Below are 15877 nucleotides of genomic sequence, written 5' to 3'. Positions count from 1 at the left end.
CGGCACATCACGCTCGGCACGCCACGCGCATCACGCCCACGGCACGCCGACGACCGGCCGACGTGGCCACCGCCGTCGCACACCCGTAGGGGAGCACCCGTAGGGGAACCCCCGTAGAGGTCACCGGGCGGGCCGCCCCGTCTACCCCGTGACCTCGCTGGACGGTGGCCGGGTGCCGGCCGGGCGGTCGCGGACTTCGTCCGTGCACTCGTACCGCCGCGGCGGGCCCGCGTCCGGGCCGCCCAGGATGACCGAGCCGTCGCCCTCCGTGGCCGCCGAGTCGGACAGCGTGCACACGAGCTGGGCCAGGGCGTAGGAGGTCAGGCGCGAGGGCGCCGTGCTCAGCCGGAGCGCGTCCTCGGGGTCCTTGGGGCCGGGCCCGCGCACACCGAGCGCACCCGGGACGTACGTCGTATAGCCCGCGGAGCGCTCCGCGGCCGACGGCGACGCGGCGAGCTGGTCCAGCAGCCCCTGCGCCACGATCACCCGGCGCTTGGCGTCCGGGGTGCCCTCCGGGACCGGCACCGTGCGGTCCACCGCGACCAGGGACGCCCCGCACAGCAGGAAGACCTGCACCGGCACCCCGCGCGAGGACTGCGTGGACCGGTCCGGCCCGGTCAGCGAGCACGGCACCCGGGACGGCGCCGCCCCGAAGTCGGTCGGCACCTCCGTGGCCCGGATGCCGCAGCCGGTGAGCAGTACGGCGAGGAGGGGCAGCGCCACCAGGCGTCGTATCGTCATGCCCGCTCCTTCCCCGCGCCGTCCCGCTCGGCCCTCGCGTCCTTGCCGCCCGAGCCTTCCTCGCCGTTTCCGCCGCCCTCGCCGTCCTCGCCGTCCCGCTCGGTCAGCAGCGAGGCGTCCCGGGGCAGCCGGAGCGTGAACACCGCGCCGCCCTCCGCGGAGTTGGCGGCGGTGATCTCGCCGCCGTGGATGTGGGCGTTCTCCAGGGCGATGGACAGGCCGAGCCCGCTGCCCTCGGAGCGCGGCCGGGAGGCGCTCGCCTTGTAGAAGCGGTCGAAGACGTGCGGCAGGACGTCCTGAGGGATGCCCGGCCCGTGGTCGCGGACCCGGATCTCGACCGAGTCCTCCGCCTCCCGCACCGACACCCGCACCGGCGACCCGCCGTGCTTGAGCGCGTTGCCGATCAGGTTGGCGAGGATCACGTCCAGCCGGCGCGGGTCCAGCCGGGCGTGGATGCCGCGCTCGGCGTCCAGCTCGACCGCGTCCAGCCAGGCCCGGGCGTCGATGCAGGCGGTGATCTGGTCGGCGACGTCGACGTCGTCCAGGACCAGCCGGGCGGTGCCCGCGTCGAAGCGGGTGACCTCCATCAGGTTCTCGACCAGGTCGTTCAGCCGCCGGGTCTCGCTGACCACCAGCCGGACCGCGGGCTCGATCATCGGGTCCATGCTGCCGGTCTCCGCCTCCAGCTCCTCCTCCAGCACCTCCGTGACGGCGGTGATGGCGGTGAGCGGGGTGCGCAGCTCGTGCGACATGTCGGCGACGAACCGGCGGGACGCCTCGTCCCGCGCGGCCATCTCCGCGACCCGTTTCTCCAGCGCCTCGGCCGCGTTGTTGAACGTCCGCGACAGATCGGCGAGTTCGTCGGTGCCGGAGACCCGCAGCCGGGTGTCCAGCCTGCCCTCGCCGAGCCGCCGCGCGGCCACCCCGAGCCGGTGCACCGGCTTCAGCACGGTCGTGGCGGCGGCCTGCGCGAGCAGCGCGGCGCCGATCAGCGCGAGCCCGGTGGCGATGCCCAGCGACCAGGCCAGCGAGTTGAGGTCCTTGGCCTCCGGCTCCAGCGACTTCGCCATGTAGCCGGTCGGACCACCGCCGATGACGCGCGTCCCGGCCACCAGGAACGGCGTGCCGTGGTCCACGACCCGCTGCCAGTACAGGTGGTACGGCTCCTTGTTCTGGTCGGTCACCCGCTGCCGCTCGGCCACGGCCGCGCGCAGCGACGACGGCACGTCCTCCAGCGCGAAGCCGTTGATGCCGCCCGAATTGCCGTACACCGTCTTGCCGTCGGCGTCCGTGGCGACCAGCAGCACGCTGAAGCGCTGGCTGCTCGCGGCCATCTGGCCGGCCGCGCGCTGGAGTTGGTCCTGGCTCGGGTGCTCGGGCAGCGCGCCCGCCCGGTTCTGCATCTCCTGCCGGAAGTCGCGCAGCACCGCGTCCTGGGCGCGGGTGAGCACCGCCTCCCGGTTGAGCCAGTAGGCGATGCCCGACGCCGACACCGCGGCGGTGAGCGCGACCAGCGCGAACACCACCACCAGCCGCAGCCGCAGACTGGTGAACCTCAGCCGCGACAGACCTCCGCCACGCCCCGCGGCCCAGCCGCGCAGCCTCCCACGCGTACCGGTCACTGAGGGGCGTCCAGGCGGTAGCCGACACCACGGACGGTACGGATCAGCGTCGGGGACGACGGGACGTCCTCGACCTTGGCGCGCAGCCGCTGCACGCACGCGTCGACCAGGCGCGAGTCGCCCAGGTAGTCGTGCTCCCACACCAGCCGCAGCAACTGCTGCCGGGACAGCGCCTGACCGGGCCGCCGGCTCAGCTCCAGCAGCAGCCGCAGCTCGGTCGGGGTCAGCTGGAGGTCCTCGCCGTTCTTCGTGACCGTCATCGCCGAACGGTCGATGACGAGGTTGCCGAAGGTCGCCGAGTCGCTGGACTCGCGCTCGCCGCGCCGCAGCACGGCCCGGATCCGGGCGTCCAGCACCCGGCCCTGCACCGGCTTGACGACGTAGTCGTCCGCCCCCGACTCCAGTCCGACCACGACGTCGATGTCGTCGCTGCGCGCGGTCAGCAGGATGATCGGGAGCTGGTCGGTGCGCCGGATGCGGCGGCAGACCTCGAACCCGTCGATGCCGGGCAGCATCACGTCCAGCACGATCAGGTCCGGCCGCTGCTCGCGCAGCAGCTTCAGACCGTCCTCGCCGCTGGCAGCGGTGGCCACCCGGTGTCCCTGGCGCGTCAGGGAGAGCTCCAGGGCCGTACGGATGGCGTCGTCGTCCTCGATCAGCAACAGGGAAGGCACGGCCTCATTCTGGCCCATGGACGGGGTGTCGTACGACCGGCCCGCACCGTCGCTCGCGCACCGCCACGCAGTGTGCGCGACGGGTGACGGGCCCGGCCGGGGCCCCGCCGCGCCCCTGTGACAGGTCTGTGACAGTCGGCGGACACGGCCATGAAGTCGCCCCGGCAGGCTTTTCGTCACGGGCCGGACGGGGAGCCGAGCCGGTCCGGCAAGACCGATTCACCGGAAGTCCACGACGGGGAGCGCGAGATGAACACGCTGCACAGCATCAGCACCAGCGCAGTGGTCACGCGTCTGCACGACGTGCACCGGGGATCAGAGAAGTCCGGTGCCGCGGGCATGCGGGGGTGCGCTCGCGGCACCGGGCGTCAGCATCCGGCCTACATGTCGGTGGTCGACGCGCACACGGGGGAAACGCACGGGGGAACCGCGTACCGGGAGGTCCCGGGGGAGCGCCGTTCGCTGACGGAGGCGGAGTTCACCGCCTACGTCCAGGAGCGCCGCGCCTCCCTGTACGCCACCGCCTACCACCTGACCGGCGACCGCCACGAGGCCGAGGACCTGCTGCAGAGCGCGCTGTTCTCGACGTACCGGGCGTGGGACCGGATCAGCGACAAGGCCGCGGTCGGCGGATACCTGCGCCGCACCATGACGAACCTGCACATCAGCGCCTGGCGGCGGCGCAAGCTCAACGAGTACCCGACCGAGGAACTGCCGGAGACGCCCGGCGAGACGGACGCGATGCGCGGCACCGAGCTGCGCGCGGTCCTGTGGCAGGCGCTGGCCCGGCTGCCCGAACTCCAGCGCACCATGCTGGTCCTGCGCTACTACGAGGGCCGCACGGACCCGGAGATCGCCGACATCCTCGGCATCAGCGTCGGCACGGTGAAGTCCAGCATCTGGCGCTCGCTGCGCCGCCTGCGCGACGACGAGGTCCTCAGCTTCGGCCGGGACGAGGAGACTGCCTTCGGCGAACTGGTCGCCTGAAGGCAGGGCCACCTGGGGAGTGGCCCGATGGGGGGGGAACACGGGGGATACCGGGGGACCACTGGGGGGTGGGCCCACGGGAGAACACGGGGGAACACGGGGAGAAACAGGAACGGGACTGGCGGACCGGGGGGACCGGCCAGTCCCGTTTCGCATGCCCGCCACCCGGCTCTTCCGTGCCCGGTACGACGCTCAGGCCGGCGTCTGCTGCCGCGCCTGACGGCCCGCCGCCGCTGCCGCCAGCCGGCCCAGAGCCTCGTCCCGGTCGCAGCGGTGCGCGCCGAGGGACACCTGGCGGGCGACGATCGACCGCTCCGCGCGCATCAGCCGCCAGCCGCGGCGCAGCAGGAACGGCACCGACTTGCGGCCCTCCTTCAGATCGCGCAGGAAGCGCCGCCGGAAGGTGGTGAACGCGCCGCGCGACAGGCACAGCGCGTCCGCCAGCACCCCCAGCTCCCGGCAGCGCCCGACGATCTCCGCGGCGAAGATGCCCTCCGCGATGAACAGCGGGGTACGGCCGATGCGCAGCGTCTCCTCGCCGGTACGGGCGCTCAGCGCGATGTCGTACACCGGCACCGGCGTCGATCCCGTGGCGCACAGCCGGGCGATGGCCTCGACCGCGACGTCCGCGTCCCAGGACCGCGGGTGGTCCCAGTCGATGTCCGAACTCCCCTCCACCAGCGGCAGAGTCGGGTCGTCGCCCTCCTTGTAGAAGTCGTCCAGGCGCAGCACGGGGAGCCCGGAGCGGGCGGCGACGAGGGACTTGCCCGAGCCCGAGGGGCCGCACAGCAGCACGACACGGGCGGGAGACGGGGGATGAATGCTCACGGAACACCAGTTTGACGCATGCCGGGCCGCCTGCCGACCCTGCGGGTCGGCTTTTGAGCGTGGGCCCCGCCTCAACTACCCTTCGTGCCGACACGGTTACCCAGTGCAGCAGAAGGTGGCATCAATGAAGGACCGACACGCCTCTCCCCAGCACTCCGCCGCGCAGCGCGCCCTGGTCGTCCTCGCCGCCGCCGGCGCGGCCCTGGGCGCGGGAGCGGCCACGGCGTCCGCCGCGACGGTCCCCGGCACCGGAGTGACCTACCGACCGGTCGACGCCGGCAATATCGACCCCGAGGCCGGCCTGCGTGCCGTGACGGGCATCGTCGGCTACGTCACCGGCCCGGTCACCGGCCTCAAGCCCAACCCGCTGGCGGGCACGGGCGTCGACCCGCTGGACAACGGCGTCGGCACCCAGGTGGCCGACTTCCAGCCGGTCGGCACCCAGACACTGACCCGCCCGCTGGCCCAGGCCCGGTCGCTGGGGAGCATCCCCGTGCTGGGCCAGCTCCTGGGAGCCCTGGGGCACTGAGAGCGCCCCCGAAGGGGCGCGGGGAACCACGCGACGAGCCACGGACAACCCGCGCCCGGCGACCGGCCGCGGTTCCCCGCCGTGGCCCGTCAGTAGGAAGACCCTCCGGCACCCAGCGACCCCGTCGGGTGCCACACCGTCTTCGTCTCCAGGAACGCCGTCATCCGGTCGATGCCGGGCGTCTCGAAGTAGTCCACAGGCTGTGGACGCAGCACCCGCTTGAGGTTGTCGGCCGCCGCGATCTCCAGCTCCTTCGCCAGCACCTCGTCCGCCCCCGCGAGGTCGATCGCGTTGACGTCCTGGTGCGCGGCCAGGGGTGCCGCGAGCTCCGCCGTACGGCCGGACAGGACGTTGACGACACCGCCCGGGACGTCGGACGTGGCGAGCACCTCGCCCAGGGACAGGGCCGGCAGGGGGGACTTCTCGGAGGCGATCACGACCGCCGTGTTGCCGGTGGCGATCACCGGGGCCACGACCGACACCAGACCGAGGAAGGACGACTCCTGCGGGGCCACGACGGCGACCACACCGGTCGGCTCCGGGGAGGAGAGGTTGAAGTACGGGCCCGCGACCGGGTTGGCGCCGCCGGTCACCTGGGCGATCTTGTCGGTCCAGCCCGCGTACCAGACCCAGCGGTCGATCGTCGCGTCCACGACGGCCGCCGCCTTCGACTTCGACAGGCCCTCCGCGTCGGCCACCTCGCGCGTGAACTGCTCGCGCCGGCCCTCCAGCATCTCCGCGACGCGGTAGAGGACCTGACCGCGGTTGTAGGCGGTCGCGCCGGACCAGCCGCCGAACGCCTTGCGCGCGGCGACCACCGCGTCCCGGGCGTCCTTGCGGGACGAGAGGGGGGCGTTGGCCAGCCAGTTGTCCTTCGAGTCCGTCACCTCGTACACCCGGCCGCTCTCGGAACGCGGGAACTTCCCGCCGACGTACAGCTTGTAGGTCTTGAAGACACTCAAACGGTCAGACATCGAGGTACGCCTCCAGGCCGTGGCGGCCGCCCTCGCGGCCGAAGCCCGACTCCTTGTAACCGCCGAACGGCGAGGTCGGGTCGAACTTGTTGAACGTGTTGGACCAGACGACACCGGCGCGCAGCTTGTTCGCGACGGCCAGGATGCGCGAGCCCTTCTCGGACCAGATGCCGGCCGACAGGCCGTACTGGGTGTTGTTGGCCTTGGCGACGGCCTCGTCGGGCGTACGGAAGGTGAGGACCGACAGCACCGGGCCGAAGATCTCCTCGCGGGCGATGGTGTGCGCCTGGGTGACGTTCGTGAACAGCGTCGGGGCGAACCAGTAGCCGGAGGCGGGCAGTTCGCAGGCCGGGGACCAGCGCTCGGCGCCCTCCGCCTCGCCCCGCTCGGCCAGCGCGGTGATCCGGGCCAGCTGCTCGGCGGAGTTGATCGCGCCGATGTCGGTGTTCTTGTCCAGCGGGTCGCCGAGGCGGAGCGTGGACAGCCGGCGCTTGAGGGCGTCCAGCAGCTCCTCCTGGACCGACTCCTGCACCAGCAGGCGGGAGCCCGCGCAGCAGACCTGGCCCTGGTTGAAGAAGATGCCGTTGACGATGCCCTCGACGGCCTGGTCCAGCGGCGCGTCGTCGAAGACGATGTTGGCGCCCTTGCCGCCCAGTTCGAGCGTCAGCTTCTTCGCCGTACCGGCGACCGTGCGGGCGATCTCCTTGCCCACCGCCGTCGAGCCGGTGAAGGCGACCTTGTTCACGTCCGGGTGGGCGACCAGCGCGGCGCCCGTCCGGCCGTCACCGGTCACGATGTTGACCACGCCCTTGGGCAGGCCGGCCTGACGGCAGATGTCCGCGAAGAACAGGGCCGACAGCGGGGTGGTCTCGGCCGGCTTCAGGACGACCGTGTTGCCGGTCGCCAGTGCCGGGGCGATCTTCCACGCCAGCATGAGGAGGGGGAAGTTCCAGGGGATGACCTGGCCCGCGACGCCCAGCGGCCGCGGAGCGGCGCCGAAACCGGCGTGGTCGAGCTTGTCGGCCCAGCCCGCGTAGTAGAAGAAGTGCGCGGCGACCAGCGGGAGGTCCGCGTCGCGGGTCTCCTTGATCGGCTTGCCGTTGTCCAGCGTCTCCAGGACGGCCAGCTCGCGGCTGCGCTCCTGGATGATGCGGGCGATGCGGAACAGGTACTTGGCGCGCTCGGAGCCGGGCAGCGCCGACCACTTCTCGAACGCCTTGCGGGCCGCCTTGACCGCCCGGTCGACGTCTTCCGCGTTGGCCTGGCTGTACTCGGCGAGTACTTCCTCGGTGGCCGGAGAGACCGTCTTGTTGAGATCCCCACCCGAGCTTTCGACGAACTCCCCATCGATGAACAGGCCGTACGACGGGGCGATGTCGACGATCGCGCGCGATTCGGGCGCGGGAGCGTACTCGAATGCCATGTTTCAGTCCACCGTTACGTAGTCGGGGCCGGAGTAGCGGCCCGTGGCCAGCTTCTGGCGCTGCATCAGCAGGTCGTTGAGGAGCGAGGAGGCACCGAAGCGGAACCAGTGGTTGTCCAGCCAGTCCGCGCCCGCGGTCTCGTTGACCAGCACCAGGAACTTGATCGCGTCCTTGCTGGTGCGGATGCCGCCGGCCGGCTTCACACCGACCTGGACGCCGGTCTGCGCCCGGAAGTCGCGCACCGCCTCCAGCATGAGCAGGGTGTTCGCGGGGGTGGCGTTGACGGCCACCTTGCCGGTGGAGGTCTTGATGAAGTCGGCGCCGGCCAGCATGCCGAGCCAGGAGGCGCGGCGGATGTTGTCGTACGTCGACAGCTCGCCGGTCTCGAAGATGACCTTCAGCCGGGCGCTCGTCCCGCAGGCCTCCTTCACGGCGACGATCTCGTCGTACACCTTCAGGTACCGGCCGGCCAGGAAGGCGCCCCGGTCGATGACCATGTCGATCTCGTCGGCGCCGGCGGCGACGGCCTCGCGCACGTCGGCCAGCTTCACGTCGAGCGCGGCCCGGCCGGCCGGGAAGGCGGTGGCCACCGAGGCGACCTTCACGCCGGAGCCGGCGACGGCCTCCTTGGCGACGGCCACCATGTCGGGGTAGACGCAGACCGCGGCCGTCGTGGGGGTCGTGCGGTCGGTGGGATCGGGGTGGACCGCCTTGGCGCCGAGCGCCCGGACCTTGCCCGGGGTGTCCGCGCCTTCCAGCGTCGTCAGATCGACCATCGAGATGGCGAGGTCGATGGCGTACGCCTTCGCGGTGGTCTTGATGGAGCGGGTGCCGAGGGACGCGGCGCGCGCCTCCAGGCCGACCGCGTCGACGCCGGGCAGCCCGTGCAGGAAGCGGCGCAGCGTGCTGTCGGACGCGGCGACGTCCGAGAGAACGTGGGCTGAGGATGCGGTAGTGGGCATGGTCACCAGACGAGCATATCTACGCGCGTAGCGGATGGGAAGCCCCGGGACGGCGCACACGGGGCGGGGCCCGTCACAGGGGGACGGCGGCGGCTGCCGCGCGGGGAACGGCGGCGTTCGCGACACGGGTGACACCGGGCGCCGGACGAGTCGCGTGGGGCGCGGGGGCGGAGGATCCCGGGCCGGGCGGGGGCGTCCGGGCGAGGCCGGGGCGTGCCGTGGAGGGGGCGGTGGTGTCCGGGCGAGGCCGGGGTGTGCCGTGGAGGGGGCGGTGGTGTCCGGGCGAGGCCGGGGTGTGCCGTGGAGGGGGCGGTGGTGTCCGGGCGAGGCCGGGGTGTGCCGTGGAGGGGGCGGTGGTGTCCGGGCGGGGCCGGGTGCCGTCGGCGGAGGCGGAGGATCCCGGGCGGGGCTGGGGCCCGCCGTGGGTGTGGGGCAGAATCGGCCCATGACCACCCCGGATCACCCGTCACCCGCGTCACAGCCCCCGGTGCCCGCCGGCAAGGACCGGATCTACCGCTCACCCCTGGGGCTCGCGGGGGGCGTGCTGCTGCTCCTGGTCGTGCTCTGGCTGGGCTTCGACGCGCTGTTCAAGGGCCACGGCCGCACCCCGTGGCTGGCGCTGGCCGGCCTGATCCTGGTCGTGCCGCTGATCTGCGCCTTCACGCTCCGCCCGGCGGTCTTCGCCAACGAGGAGCGGCTGCGCGTGCGCAATCCGTTCCGGGTGATCAGCCTGCCCTGGGGGGAGGTCGCCGGCCTGCGCTCCGGCTACACCAACGAGGTCCTCGCCAGGTCCGGCACCAGGTACCAGCTGTGGGCGATCCCCGTCTCGCTGCGCGCCCGCAAGAAGGCGGCCCGCCGGCAGCAGCGGGCGGCGGCGGACGCGGCCCGGGGCGGGACGCCGGGCGGCCGGGGCGGCGGGCTCGGGCCGAGCGGCCTGGGCCTCGGCGGGTTCGCCCTGCGCGGCCCGGACACGGGGCCGACCCGCGCCGACACCGACAAGGTGATGGACGACCTGCGCGACCTCCTGGAACGGCACGGCGCGGCCGAGCCCGCCGAGGGCGGGGTCGGCGTGCGGTGGGCCTACGAGGTGGTGGCGCCGGCGGTCGCGGGAGCGGTACTGCTGGCGATCCTGCTGGCGACCGGCTGAGCGGGACGGACCACCGGGTCCGCCGGGACGCGCCGGAGGGTGCCCACGGCCGGAGCCATGGGCACCCTCGGAACTCGCGGCTCAGATGCCGGCGGCCGCCGACAGGTCGCGCTTGACGGCCGTCAGGAGTTCGGCCGCGCGGGCGCGGGCGGACGGGAGGCCGGCTTGGGCGGAGACCGGTACGACGACTTCCAGATAGCACTTGAGCTTGGGCTCGGTGCCGCTGGGGCGGACGATGACCCGGGCGCCCTCCAGGGTGTAGCGCAGGCCGTCGGTGGGCGGCAGCTCGGCCGTGCCCCGCGCCAGGTCCTCGGCGTTCGTGACGGGCAGGCCGGCCAGCTCGGCCGGCGGGTGCTCGCGCAGCCGGCGCATCGCGTCCGCGATCAGCGACAGGTCCTGGACCCGGACCGACAACTGGTCGGTGGCGTGCAGGCCGTGCTCCACGGCGAGGTCGTCCAGGAGGTCGAGGAGGGTGCGGCCCTGTTCCTTGAGGACCGAGGCCAGCTCCGTGATCAGGAGCGCCGCCGTGATGCCGTCCTTGTCGCGCACGCCCTCGGGGTCCACGCAGTAGCCGAGGGCCTCCTCGTAGCCGTAGCGCAGGCCGTCCACGCGGGCGATCCACTTGAAGCCGGTCAGGGTCTCCTCGTACGGCAGCCCCGCCTTGCCGGCGATCCGGCCGAGCAGGGAGGAGGAGACGATCGACTCCGCGAAGGTGCCGGTCGCGCCGCGGCGGACCAGGTGGGCGGCGAGCAGGGCGCCGACCTCGTCGCCGCGCAGCATCCGCCAGTCGGCGCCGTCCTTGACGGCCACCGCGCACCGGTCGGCGTCGGGGTCGTTGGCGATGACCAGGTCCGGCCCGGTGGCCCGGGCCCGGGCGAACGCCAGGTCCATCGCGCCCGGCTCCTCCGGGTTCGGGAAGGCGACCGTCGGGAAGTCCGGGTCCGGCTCGGCCTGCTCGGCGACCAGCACCGGCTCGGGGAACCCGGCCCGGGCGAAGGCGGCCAGCAGCACGTCCTTGCCGACGCCGTGCATGGCCGTGTAGACCGTGCGGGCGGTGCGCGGGGAGTCCGCCGCGAGGACGGCGTCCGTACGGGCCAGATAGGCGTCCAGGACCGAGTCGTCCAGGACCTCCCAGCCGGCGTCCGGGCGCGGTACGTCGTGCAGGGAGGCGATGGCGTCGATCTCGGCGGCGATCTCCGCGTCCGCGGGCGGCACGATCTGGGAGCCGTCGCCCAGGTAGACCTTGTAGCCGTTGTCCCGGGGCGGGTTGTGGCTGGCGGTGACCTCCACGCCGGCCACCGCGCCGAGGTGGCGGATCGCGAAGGCCAGCACGGGGGTGGGCAGCGGGCGGGGCAGCACGGCGGCGCGCAGACCGGCGCCGGTCATCACGGCGGCGGTGTCCCGGGCGAAGTCGGCCGACTTGTGCCGGGCGTCGTAGCCGATGACCACCAGTCCGTCGCCCTGTCCCCGCTTCCTCAGGTACGCGGCGAGGCCGGCGGCGGCGCGGATCACGACGCCGCGGTTCATGCGCATGGGGCCGGCCCCGAGTTCGCCGCGCAGGCCGGCCGTGCCGAACTGGAGCGTGCCGGCGAAGCGGTCCGACAGCTCCGCCGTGTCACCGGCGTCGATCAGCCCGGCCAGTTCGTCGCGGGTCTCCTGGTCGGGATCCTCAGCGAGCCAGGCCTTGGCCCGGGCGATGAGATCGTCGTGCACCTTGGGATCAACCTCTCCTAGTCGTCGCTCGGGGCTTCGCCCCCGGACCGCGTCCGTCCGCCCGCCCGTCCGGAACCGTCGGACGGGCGGACGGACGGGGGTCCCGTCACCGGCGCCGCGGCGCCCGCGTCCGCTTACAGCTTGCCCAGCACCTGCGCCAGCAGCTGGCCCATCCGGGCCGCCGAGTCACGGCCGGCCTGGAGGACCTCCTCGTGGTTGAGGGGCTCGCCGGTCATGCCCGCGGCCAGGTTGGTGACCAGGGAGATGCCCAGCACCTCGGCGCCCGCCTCGCGCGCGGCGATGGCCTCCAGGACGGTGGACATGCCGACCAGGTCCGCGCCGATGACGCGGGCCATGCGGATCTCGGCCGGGGTCTCGTAGTGCGGGCCGGGGAACTGGGCGTAGACGCCCTCCTCCAGCGTGGAGTCGATCTCCTTGCACAGGGCGCGCAGGCGCGGCGAGTACAGGTCCGTCAGGTCGACGAAGTTCGCGCCGACGATCGGGGACGTCGCCGTGAGGTTGATGTGGTCGCTGATCAGCACCGGCTGGCCGGGGCGCATGCCCTCGCGCAGACCGCCGCAGCCGTTGGTGAGCACCACGGTCTTGCAGCCGGCCGCCACCGCGGTGCGCACGCCGTGCGCGACCGCCGCGACGCCACGGCCCTCGTAGTAGTGGGTGCGGCCCAGGAAGACCAGGGCGCGCTTGTCACCGAAGGAGTACGAGCGGACCTTGCCGCCGTGGCCCTCGACGGCCGGCGGCGGGAAGCCGGGCAGCTCGGTGACCTGGAACTCGGCGTCGGGGGCGCCCAGCGCGTCGACGGCCGGAGCCCAGCCGGAGCCCATCACGAGGGCGACGTCGTGGGTCTCGGCGCCGGTGAGGGCGCGCAGGCGCGCGGCGGCGGCGTCGGCGGCGGCGTAGGGGTCGCCCTGGATGTCGTCCGGAAGAAGAGATGCGTTCACGCCGATGAGGGTAACCGCTCTTCGCCTACGCGCGTAGATGACAGAGCGCACGGGATTGGGTTCGTTGCTTTGTCGTTTTCCACAAAGGACGGACGAAACGGGAGGTAAGGGGCGGGGTGCCGGACTCAGCAGGGGCGCTTGCGGAGTTCCATCACATAGTCGTGCGGGGCGCCCGCCGACTCCGCCGCGTCGGCGATCTCGCCCAGATAGCGCGCCGACGGCAGCCCGCCCTCGTAGCCGTTGAGGACGTAGGCCCAGGCCGGCTCCTCGCCGTCCAGGGTGTGCGCGCGCACCCGGACCCGGCGGTACAGATCCAGCCCCACCCCTTCCCACCGGTCGAGCGACTCCTCGTCCATCGGCGCGATCTCGTACAGGCCGACGAACACCTGGGCCAGCGGGTCCTCGACGATCGTCGCCAGCGCGCCCTCCCAGCCGAGCTGCTCGCCGCCGAAGGTCAGCCGCCAGCCGCCCAGCCAGCCGGTGGCGCGCAGCGGGGAGTGCGGGGCGCGGCGGGACATCAGACGCGCGTCGAGGTTGCCGGCGTAGGCGGCATAGAGCGACATGGGGAGAGGGTACGGCAGACGTCCCGGGCGCCCCGCGCGTCACAGGAGCGACCCGGCGGCGCCCCCGGGCAGTAGCACTTTGAAGCGTGCGGGACAATGGAGTACGTGACTCGGATCGTGATCATCGGTGGCGGACCCGGCGGATACGAGGCGGCCCTGGTGGCCGCCCAGCTCGGCGCGGAGGTGACCGTCGTCGACTGCGACGGTCTGGGCGGAGCGTCGGTGCTGACCGACTGCGTGCCGTCGAAGACCCTTATCGCTACGGCCGAGGTGATGACCACCTTCGACTCCTCCTACGAGGAGCTGGGGATCATCGTGGCCGACGACACCCCGCCGCTGGAGCGGTCGGCGCGGGTGGTCGGGGTGGACCTCGGCAAGGTCAACCGCCGGGTCAAGCGCCTCGCGCTCGCCCAGTCCCACGACATCACCGCGTCCGTCACGCGCGCCGGCGCCCGGGTCATGCGCGGGCGCGGCCGGCTGGAGGGCATGCAGGCCCTGGACGGGTCCCGCAAGGTCGTCGTCACCGCCGCCGACGGCACCGAGGAGACCCTCACCGCCGACGCCGTCCTCATCGCCACCGGCGGCCACCCCCGCGAGCTGTCCGACGCCCGCCCCGACGGCGAGCGCATCCTGAACTGGACCCAGGTCTACGACCTCACCGAGCTGCCGGAAGAGCTGATCGTGGTCGGCTCCGGCGTCACCGGCGCCGAGTTCGCCGGCGCCTACCAGGCCCTCGGCTCCGAGGTCACCCTGGTCTCCTCCCGCGACCGCGTGCTGCCCGGCGAGGACCCGGACGCCGCCGCCGTGCTGGAGGACGTCTTCCGGCGCCGCGGCATGAACGTCATGGCCCGCTCCCGCGCGCAGTCCGCCAAGCGCGTCGGCGACCGGGTCGAGGTGGCGCTGGCCGACGGCCGGGTCATCACCGGCACCCACTGCCTGATGGCCGTCGGCGCCATTCCGAACAGCGCGGGCCTGGGCCTGGAGGAGGCCGGCGTCAAGCTGCGCGAGTCCGGGCACATCTGGACCGACAAGGTCTCGCGCACCACCGCCCCCGGCGTCTACGCGGCCGGCGACGTGACCGGCGTCTTCGCCCTCGCCTCCGTGGCCGCCATGCAGGGGCGGATCGCCATGTACCACTTCCTGGGCGACGCGGTGGCCCCGCTGGACCTGAAGGCGGTCTCCTCCAACGTCTTCACGGACCCCGAGATCGCGACCGTCGGCTACACGCAGGCGGACGTGGACGCGGGCAAGATCGACGCGCGCGTGGTCAAGCTGCCGCTGCTGCGCAACCCGCGCGCCAAGATGCAGGGCATCCGGGACGGCTTCGTGAAGATCTTCTCCCGGCCGGGCACCGGGATCGTTGTCGGCGGTGTCGTGGTGGCGCCGCGCGCCTCGGAACTGATCCACCCCATCTCGATCGCCGTCGACAACAATATGACGGTCGAACAGATCGCGAACGCCTTCACCGTGTACCCCTCTCTTTCGGGGTCGATCGCGGAGGTCGCCCGGCAGCTGCACACCCGCAAGGCGAGCGCGGAGGGCTGACGGCACCGGCCGGCTTCCCGCTGGTCACACGCGCCGGGGCGCCGACAGGTGGCGAAACCGCACCGATCGGCGCCCTATACCACTTCGCGTCCCACACTGCGAACAACTTCTGCTATTCGCCGCAAACTGCTGAAAGCAGACGGTCGCTGGGGTTACTGTCAGTTTCGTGTTCGCTGCTGAACGTCGCCAATTGATCCTCGAAATGGTGCGAGCGAACGGTGCCGTGTCGCTCCGTGAGCTCGCCCGCGTCGTCCAGACCTCCGAAGTGACCGTACGGCGGGACGTGCGCGCGCTGGAGGCAGAAGGACTCCTCGACCGCCGCCACGGCGGTGCGGTACTGCCGGGCGGGTTCACGCGGGAGTCCGGCTTCCCGCAGAAGTCGCACCTCGCGACCGCCGAGAAGACGGCCATCGCCGACCTCGCCGCGGGCCTCGTCGACGAGGGCGAGGCCATCGTGGTCGGGGCGGGTACGACCACGCAGGAGCTGGCCCGCCGCCTCGCGCGCGTGCCGGGCCTGACGGTCGTCACCAACTCCCTGCTGGTGGCCCAGGCGCTCGCCCACGCCAACCGGGTGGAGGTCGTGATGACCGGGGGCACCCTGCGCGGCTCCAACTACGCCCTCGTCGGCTCCGGCGCCGAGCAGTCCCTCCAGGGGCTGCGCGTCTCCAGGGCCTTCCTCTCCGGGAGCGGCCTGACCGCCGAACGCGGCCTGTCCACCTCCAACATGCTCTCGGCGTCCGTCGACCGGGCCCTCGTGCAGGCCGCCGCGGAGGTCGTGGTCCTCGCCGACCACACCAAGCTCGGCACGGACACGATGTTCCAGACCGTGCCGACGGACCTGATCACCCGCCTGGTCACCGACGAGCCCCCGCCCCACGACGACCGCGCGGTCACCGAACTGCAGGCCCTCGCCGACCAGGGCGTCCAGATCGCCGTTGCGGGGGCGAGCGGGAACCCGGGGGGTGACCAGGTCCCGGCGGGCCGCCGCACCTCCCTGCCGGGACCCCGCAGGAGCCACGTACCGGGCGCCTCCCCCCTCCGCTCCACTACGGCGCTGCCCGAACCGGCCCCGGCCGAACGCGGACGCGTGGCGGACCTCCGGCGGCGCTGACCGGCCCGCACGGCGCTGCCGTGGACGACGGCGGCCCTGGTGGTGTGCGGCCGCCGAGCCGGGCGGAGCGCCCCCGGAACGCGGCCGGCCCCCGGCGA

General features: G+C 73.1%; 15 protein-coding genes. 5 read left to right on the top strand and 10 right to left on the bottom strand.

All coding sequences use genetic code 11. The annotated features are described in order from the left end of the window. Positions 1–141 precede the first annotated feature (141 nt). Genes ACSURM_RS14315 through afsQ1 form a run of 3 tightly spaced genes read right to left on the bottom strand, consistent with a single transcriptional unit; the run spans position 142 to position 3037 of the window. Complete coding sequence (locus ACSURM_RS14315; protein ID WP_436955359.1) at positions 142–741, bottom strand: hypothetical protein; 600 nt, start codon at positions 739–741, stop codon at positions 142–144. Continuing rightward, positions 738–2363, bottom strand: coding sequence for an ATP-binding protein (locus ACSURM_RS14310; RefSeq protein WP_436955358.1), 1626 nt, complete (start codon positions 2361–2363; stop codon positions 738–740). Before ACSURM_RS14310 ends, ACSURM_RS14315 begins: the two co-directional genes overlap by 4 nt. Further along, positions 2360–3037: a two-component system response regulator AfsQ1 gene (gene afsQ1, locus ACSURM_RS14305; protein ID WP_106980762.1), complete on the bottom strand. Its 678-nt coding sequence runs from the start codon at positions 3035–3037 to the stop codon at positions 2360–2362. The genes ACSURM_RS14310 and afsQ1 overlap by 4 nt, the downstream gene beginning before the upstream one ends. Positions 3038–3286: 249 nt before the next feature. On the opposite strand from afsQ1, the gene ACSURM_RS14300 reads away from it, so the two are divergent. Then, complete coding sequence (locus ACSURM_RS14300; protein ID WP_436955357.1) at positions 3287–4024, top strand: SigE family RNA polymerase sigma factor; 738 nt, start codon at positions 3287–3289, stop codon at positions 4022–4024. A 192-nt stretch (positions 4025–4216) separates the two neighbouring features. On the opposite strand, the gene ACSURM_RS14295 is transcribed toward ACSURM_RS14300, so the two are convergent. Continuing rightward, complete coding sequence (locus ACSURM_RS14295) at positions 4217–4852, bottom strand: uridine kinase family protein (RefSeq protein ID WP_359052093.1); 636 nt, start codon at positions 4850–4852, stop codon at positions 4217–4219. Between the two features lie 124 nt (positions 4853–4976). On the opposite strand from ACSURM_RS14295, the gene ACSURM_RS14290 reads away from it, so the two are divergent. Then, positions 4977–5381: a hypothetical protein gene (locus tag ACSURM_RS14290; protein WP_436955356.1), complete on the top strand. Its 405-nt coding sequence runs from the start codon at positions 4977–4979 to the stop codon at positions 5379–5381. Positions 5382–5470: 89 nt separating this feature from the next. Here the strand turns inward: ACSURM_RS14290 and ACSURM_RS14285 are convergent, their stop codons facing one another. Genes ACSURM_RS14285 through deoC form a run of 3 tightly spaced genes read right to left on the bottom strand, consistent with a single transcriptional unit; the run spans position 5471 to position 8741 of the window. Then, positions 5471–6355, bottom strand: a complete 885-nt coding sequence (locus ACSURM_RS14285; RefSeq protein ID WP_436955355.1) for an aldehyde dehydrogenase family protein — start codon at positions 6353–6355, stop codon at positions 5471–5473. Further along, a complete protein-coding gene (locus ACSURM_RS14280; RefSeq protein ID WP_436955354.1) occupies positions 6348–7778 on the bottom strand; it encodes an aldehyde dehydrogenase family protein in 1431 nt (476 codons plus the stop codon). Before ACSURM_RS14280 ends, ACSURM_RS14285 begins: the two co-directional genes overlap by 8 nt. 3 nt (positions 7779–7781) lie before the next feature. Beyond that, positions 7782–8741 (bottom strand): deoxyribose-phosphate aldolase, encoded by a 960-nt coding sequence (gene deoC / locus ACSURM_RS14275; protein WP_030789653.1) that lies wholly within the window; start codon positions 8739–8741, stop codon positions 7782–7784. A 445-nt stretch (positions 8742–9186) separates the two neighbouring features. Here deoC and ACSURM_RS14270 point away from each other — a divergent pair, with 445 nt between their 5' ends. After that, positions 9187–9888 carry a PH domain-containing protein gene (locus tag ACSURM_RS14270; RefSeq protein WP_436955353.1) on the top strand — a complete coding sequence of 234 codons (702 nt, stop codon included), beginning with the start codon at positions 9187–9189 and terminating at the stop codon, positions 9886–9888. 81 nt (positions 9889–9969) lie between these two features. Here the strand turns inward: ACSURM_RS14270 and ACSURM_RS14265 are convergent, their stop codons facing one another. The 3 genes from ACSURM_RS14265 to ACSURM_RS14255 all read right to left on the bottom strand — a co-directional run bounded on the left by ACSURM_RS14265 (position 9970) and on the right by ACSURM_RS14255 (position 13123). Beyond that, complete coding sequence (locus ACSURM_RS14265) at positions 9970–11601, bottom strand: phospho-sugar mutase (protein WP_436955352.1); 1632 nt, start codon at positions 11599–11601, stop codon at positions 9970–9972. A 134-nt stretch (positions 11602–11735) separates the two neighbouring features. Then, the gene (locus ACSURM_RS14260) at positions 11736–12560 is read right to left on the bottom strand and encodes a purine-nucleoside phosphorylase (protein WP_359052081.1); all 825 of its coding nucleotides are present in this window, start codon (positions 12558–12560) and stop codon (positions 11736–11738) included. A gap of 125 nt (positions 12561–12685) precedes the next feature. Next, positions 12686–13123 (bottom strand): gamma-glutamylcyclotransferase, encoded by a 438-nt coding sequence (locus ACSURM_RS14255; RefSeq protein WP_436955351.1) that lies wholly within the window; start codon positions 13121–13123, stop codon positions 12686–12688. A gap of 96 nt (positions 13124–13219) precedes the next feature. On the opposite strand from ACSURM_RS14255, the gene ACSURM_RS14250 reads away from it, so the two are divergent. Further along, on the top strand, positions 13220–14668 hold the full coding sequence (locus tag ACSURM_RS14250) for an NAD(P)H-quinone dehydrogenase (protein ID WP_436955350.1): 1449 nt from the start codon (positions 13220–13222) through the stop codon (positions 14666–14668). Between the two features lie 190 nt (positions 14669–14858). After that, complete coding sequence (locus ACSURM_RS14245; RefSeq protein ID WP_436961091.1) at positions 14859–15779, top strand: DeoR/GlpR family DNA-binding transcription regulator; 921 nt, start codon at positions 14859–14861, stop codon at positions 15777–15779. Positions 15780–15877 lie beyond the last annotated feature (98 nt).

The sequence above is a fragment of the Streptomyces sp. SudanB182_2057 genome, assembly GCF_964272715.1.
Classification (GTDB): Bacteria; Actinomycetota; Actinomycetes; order Streptomycetales; family Streptomycetaceae; genus Streptomyces; species Streptomyces rubradiris.
The sequence above is the reverse complement of the archived record's forward strand: the minus strand, read 5'-3'. Positions and strand labels throughout refer to the sequence as shown.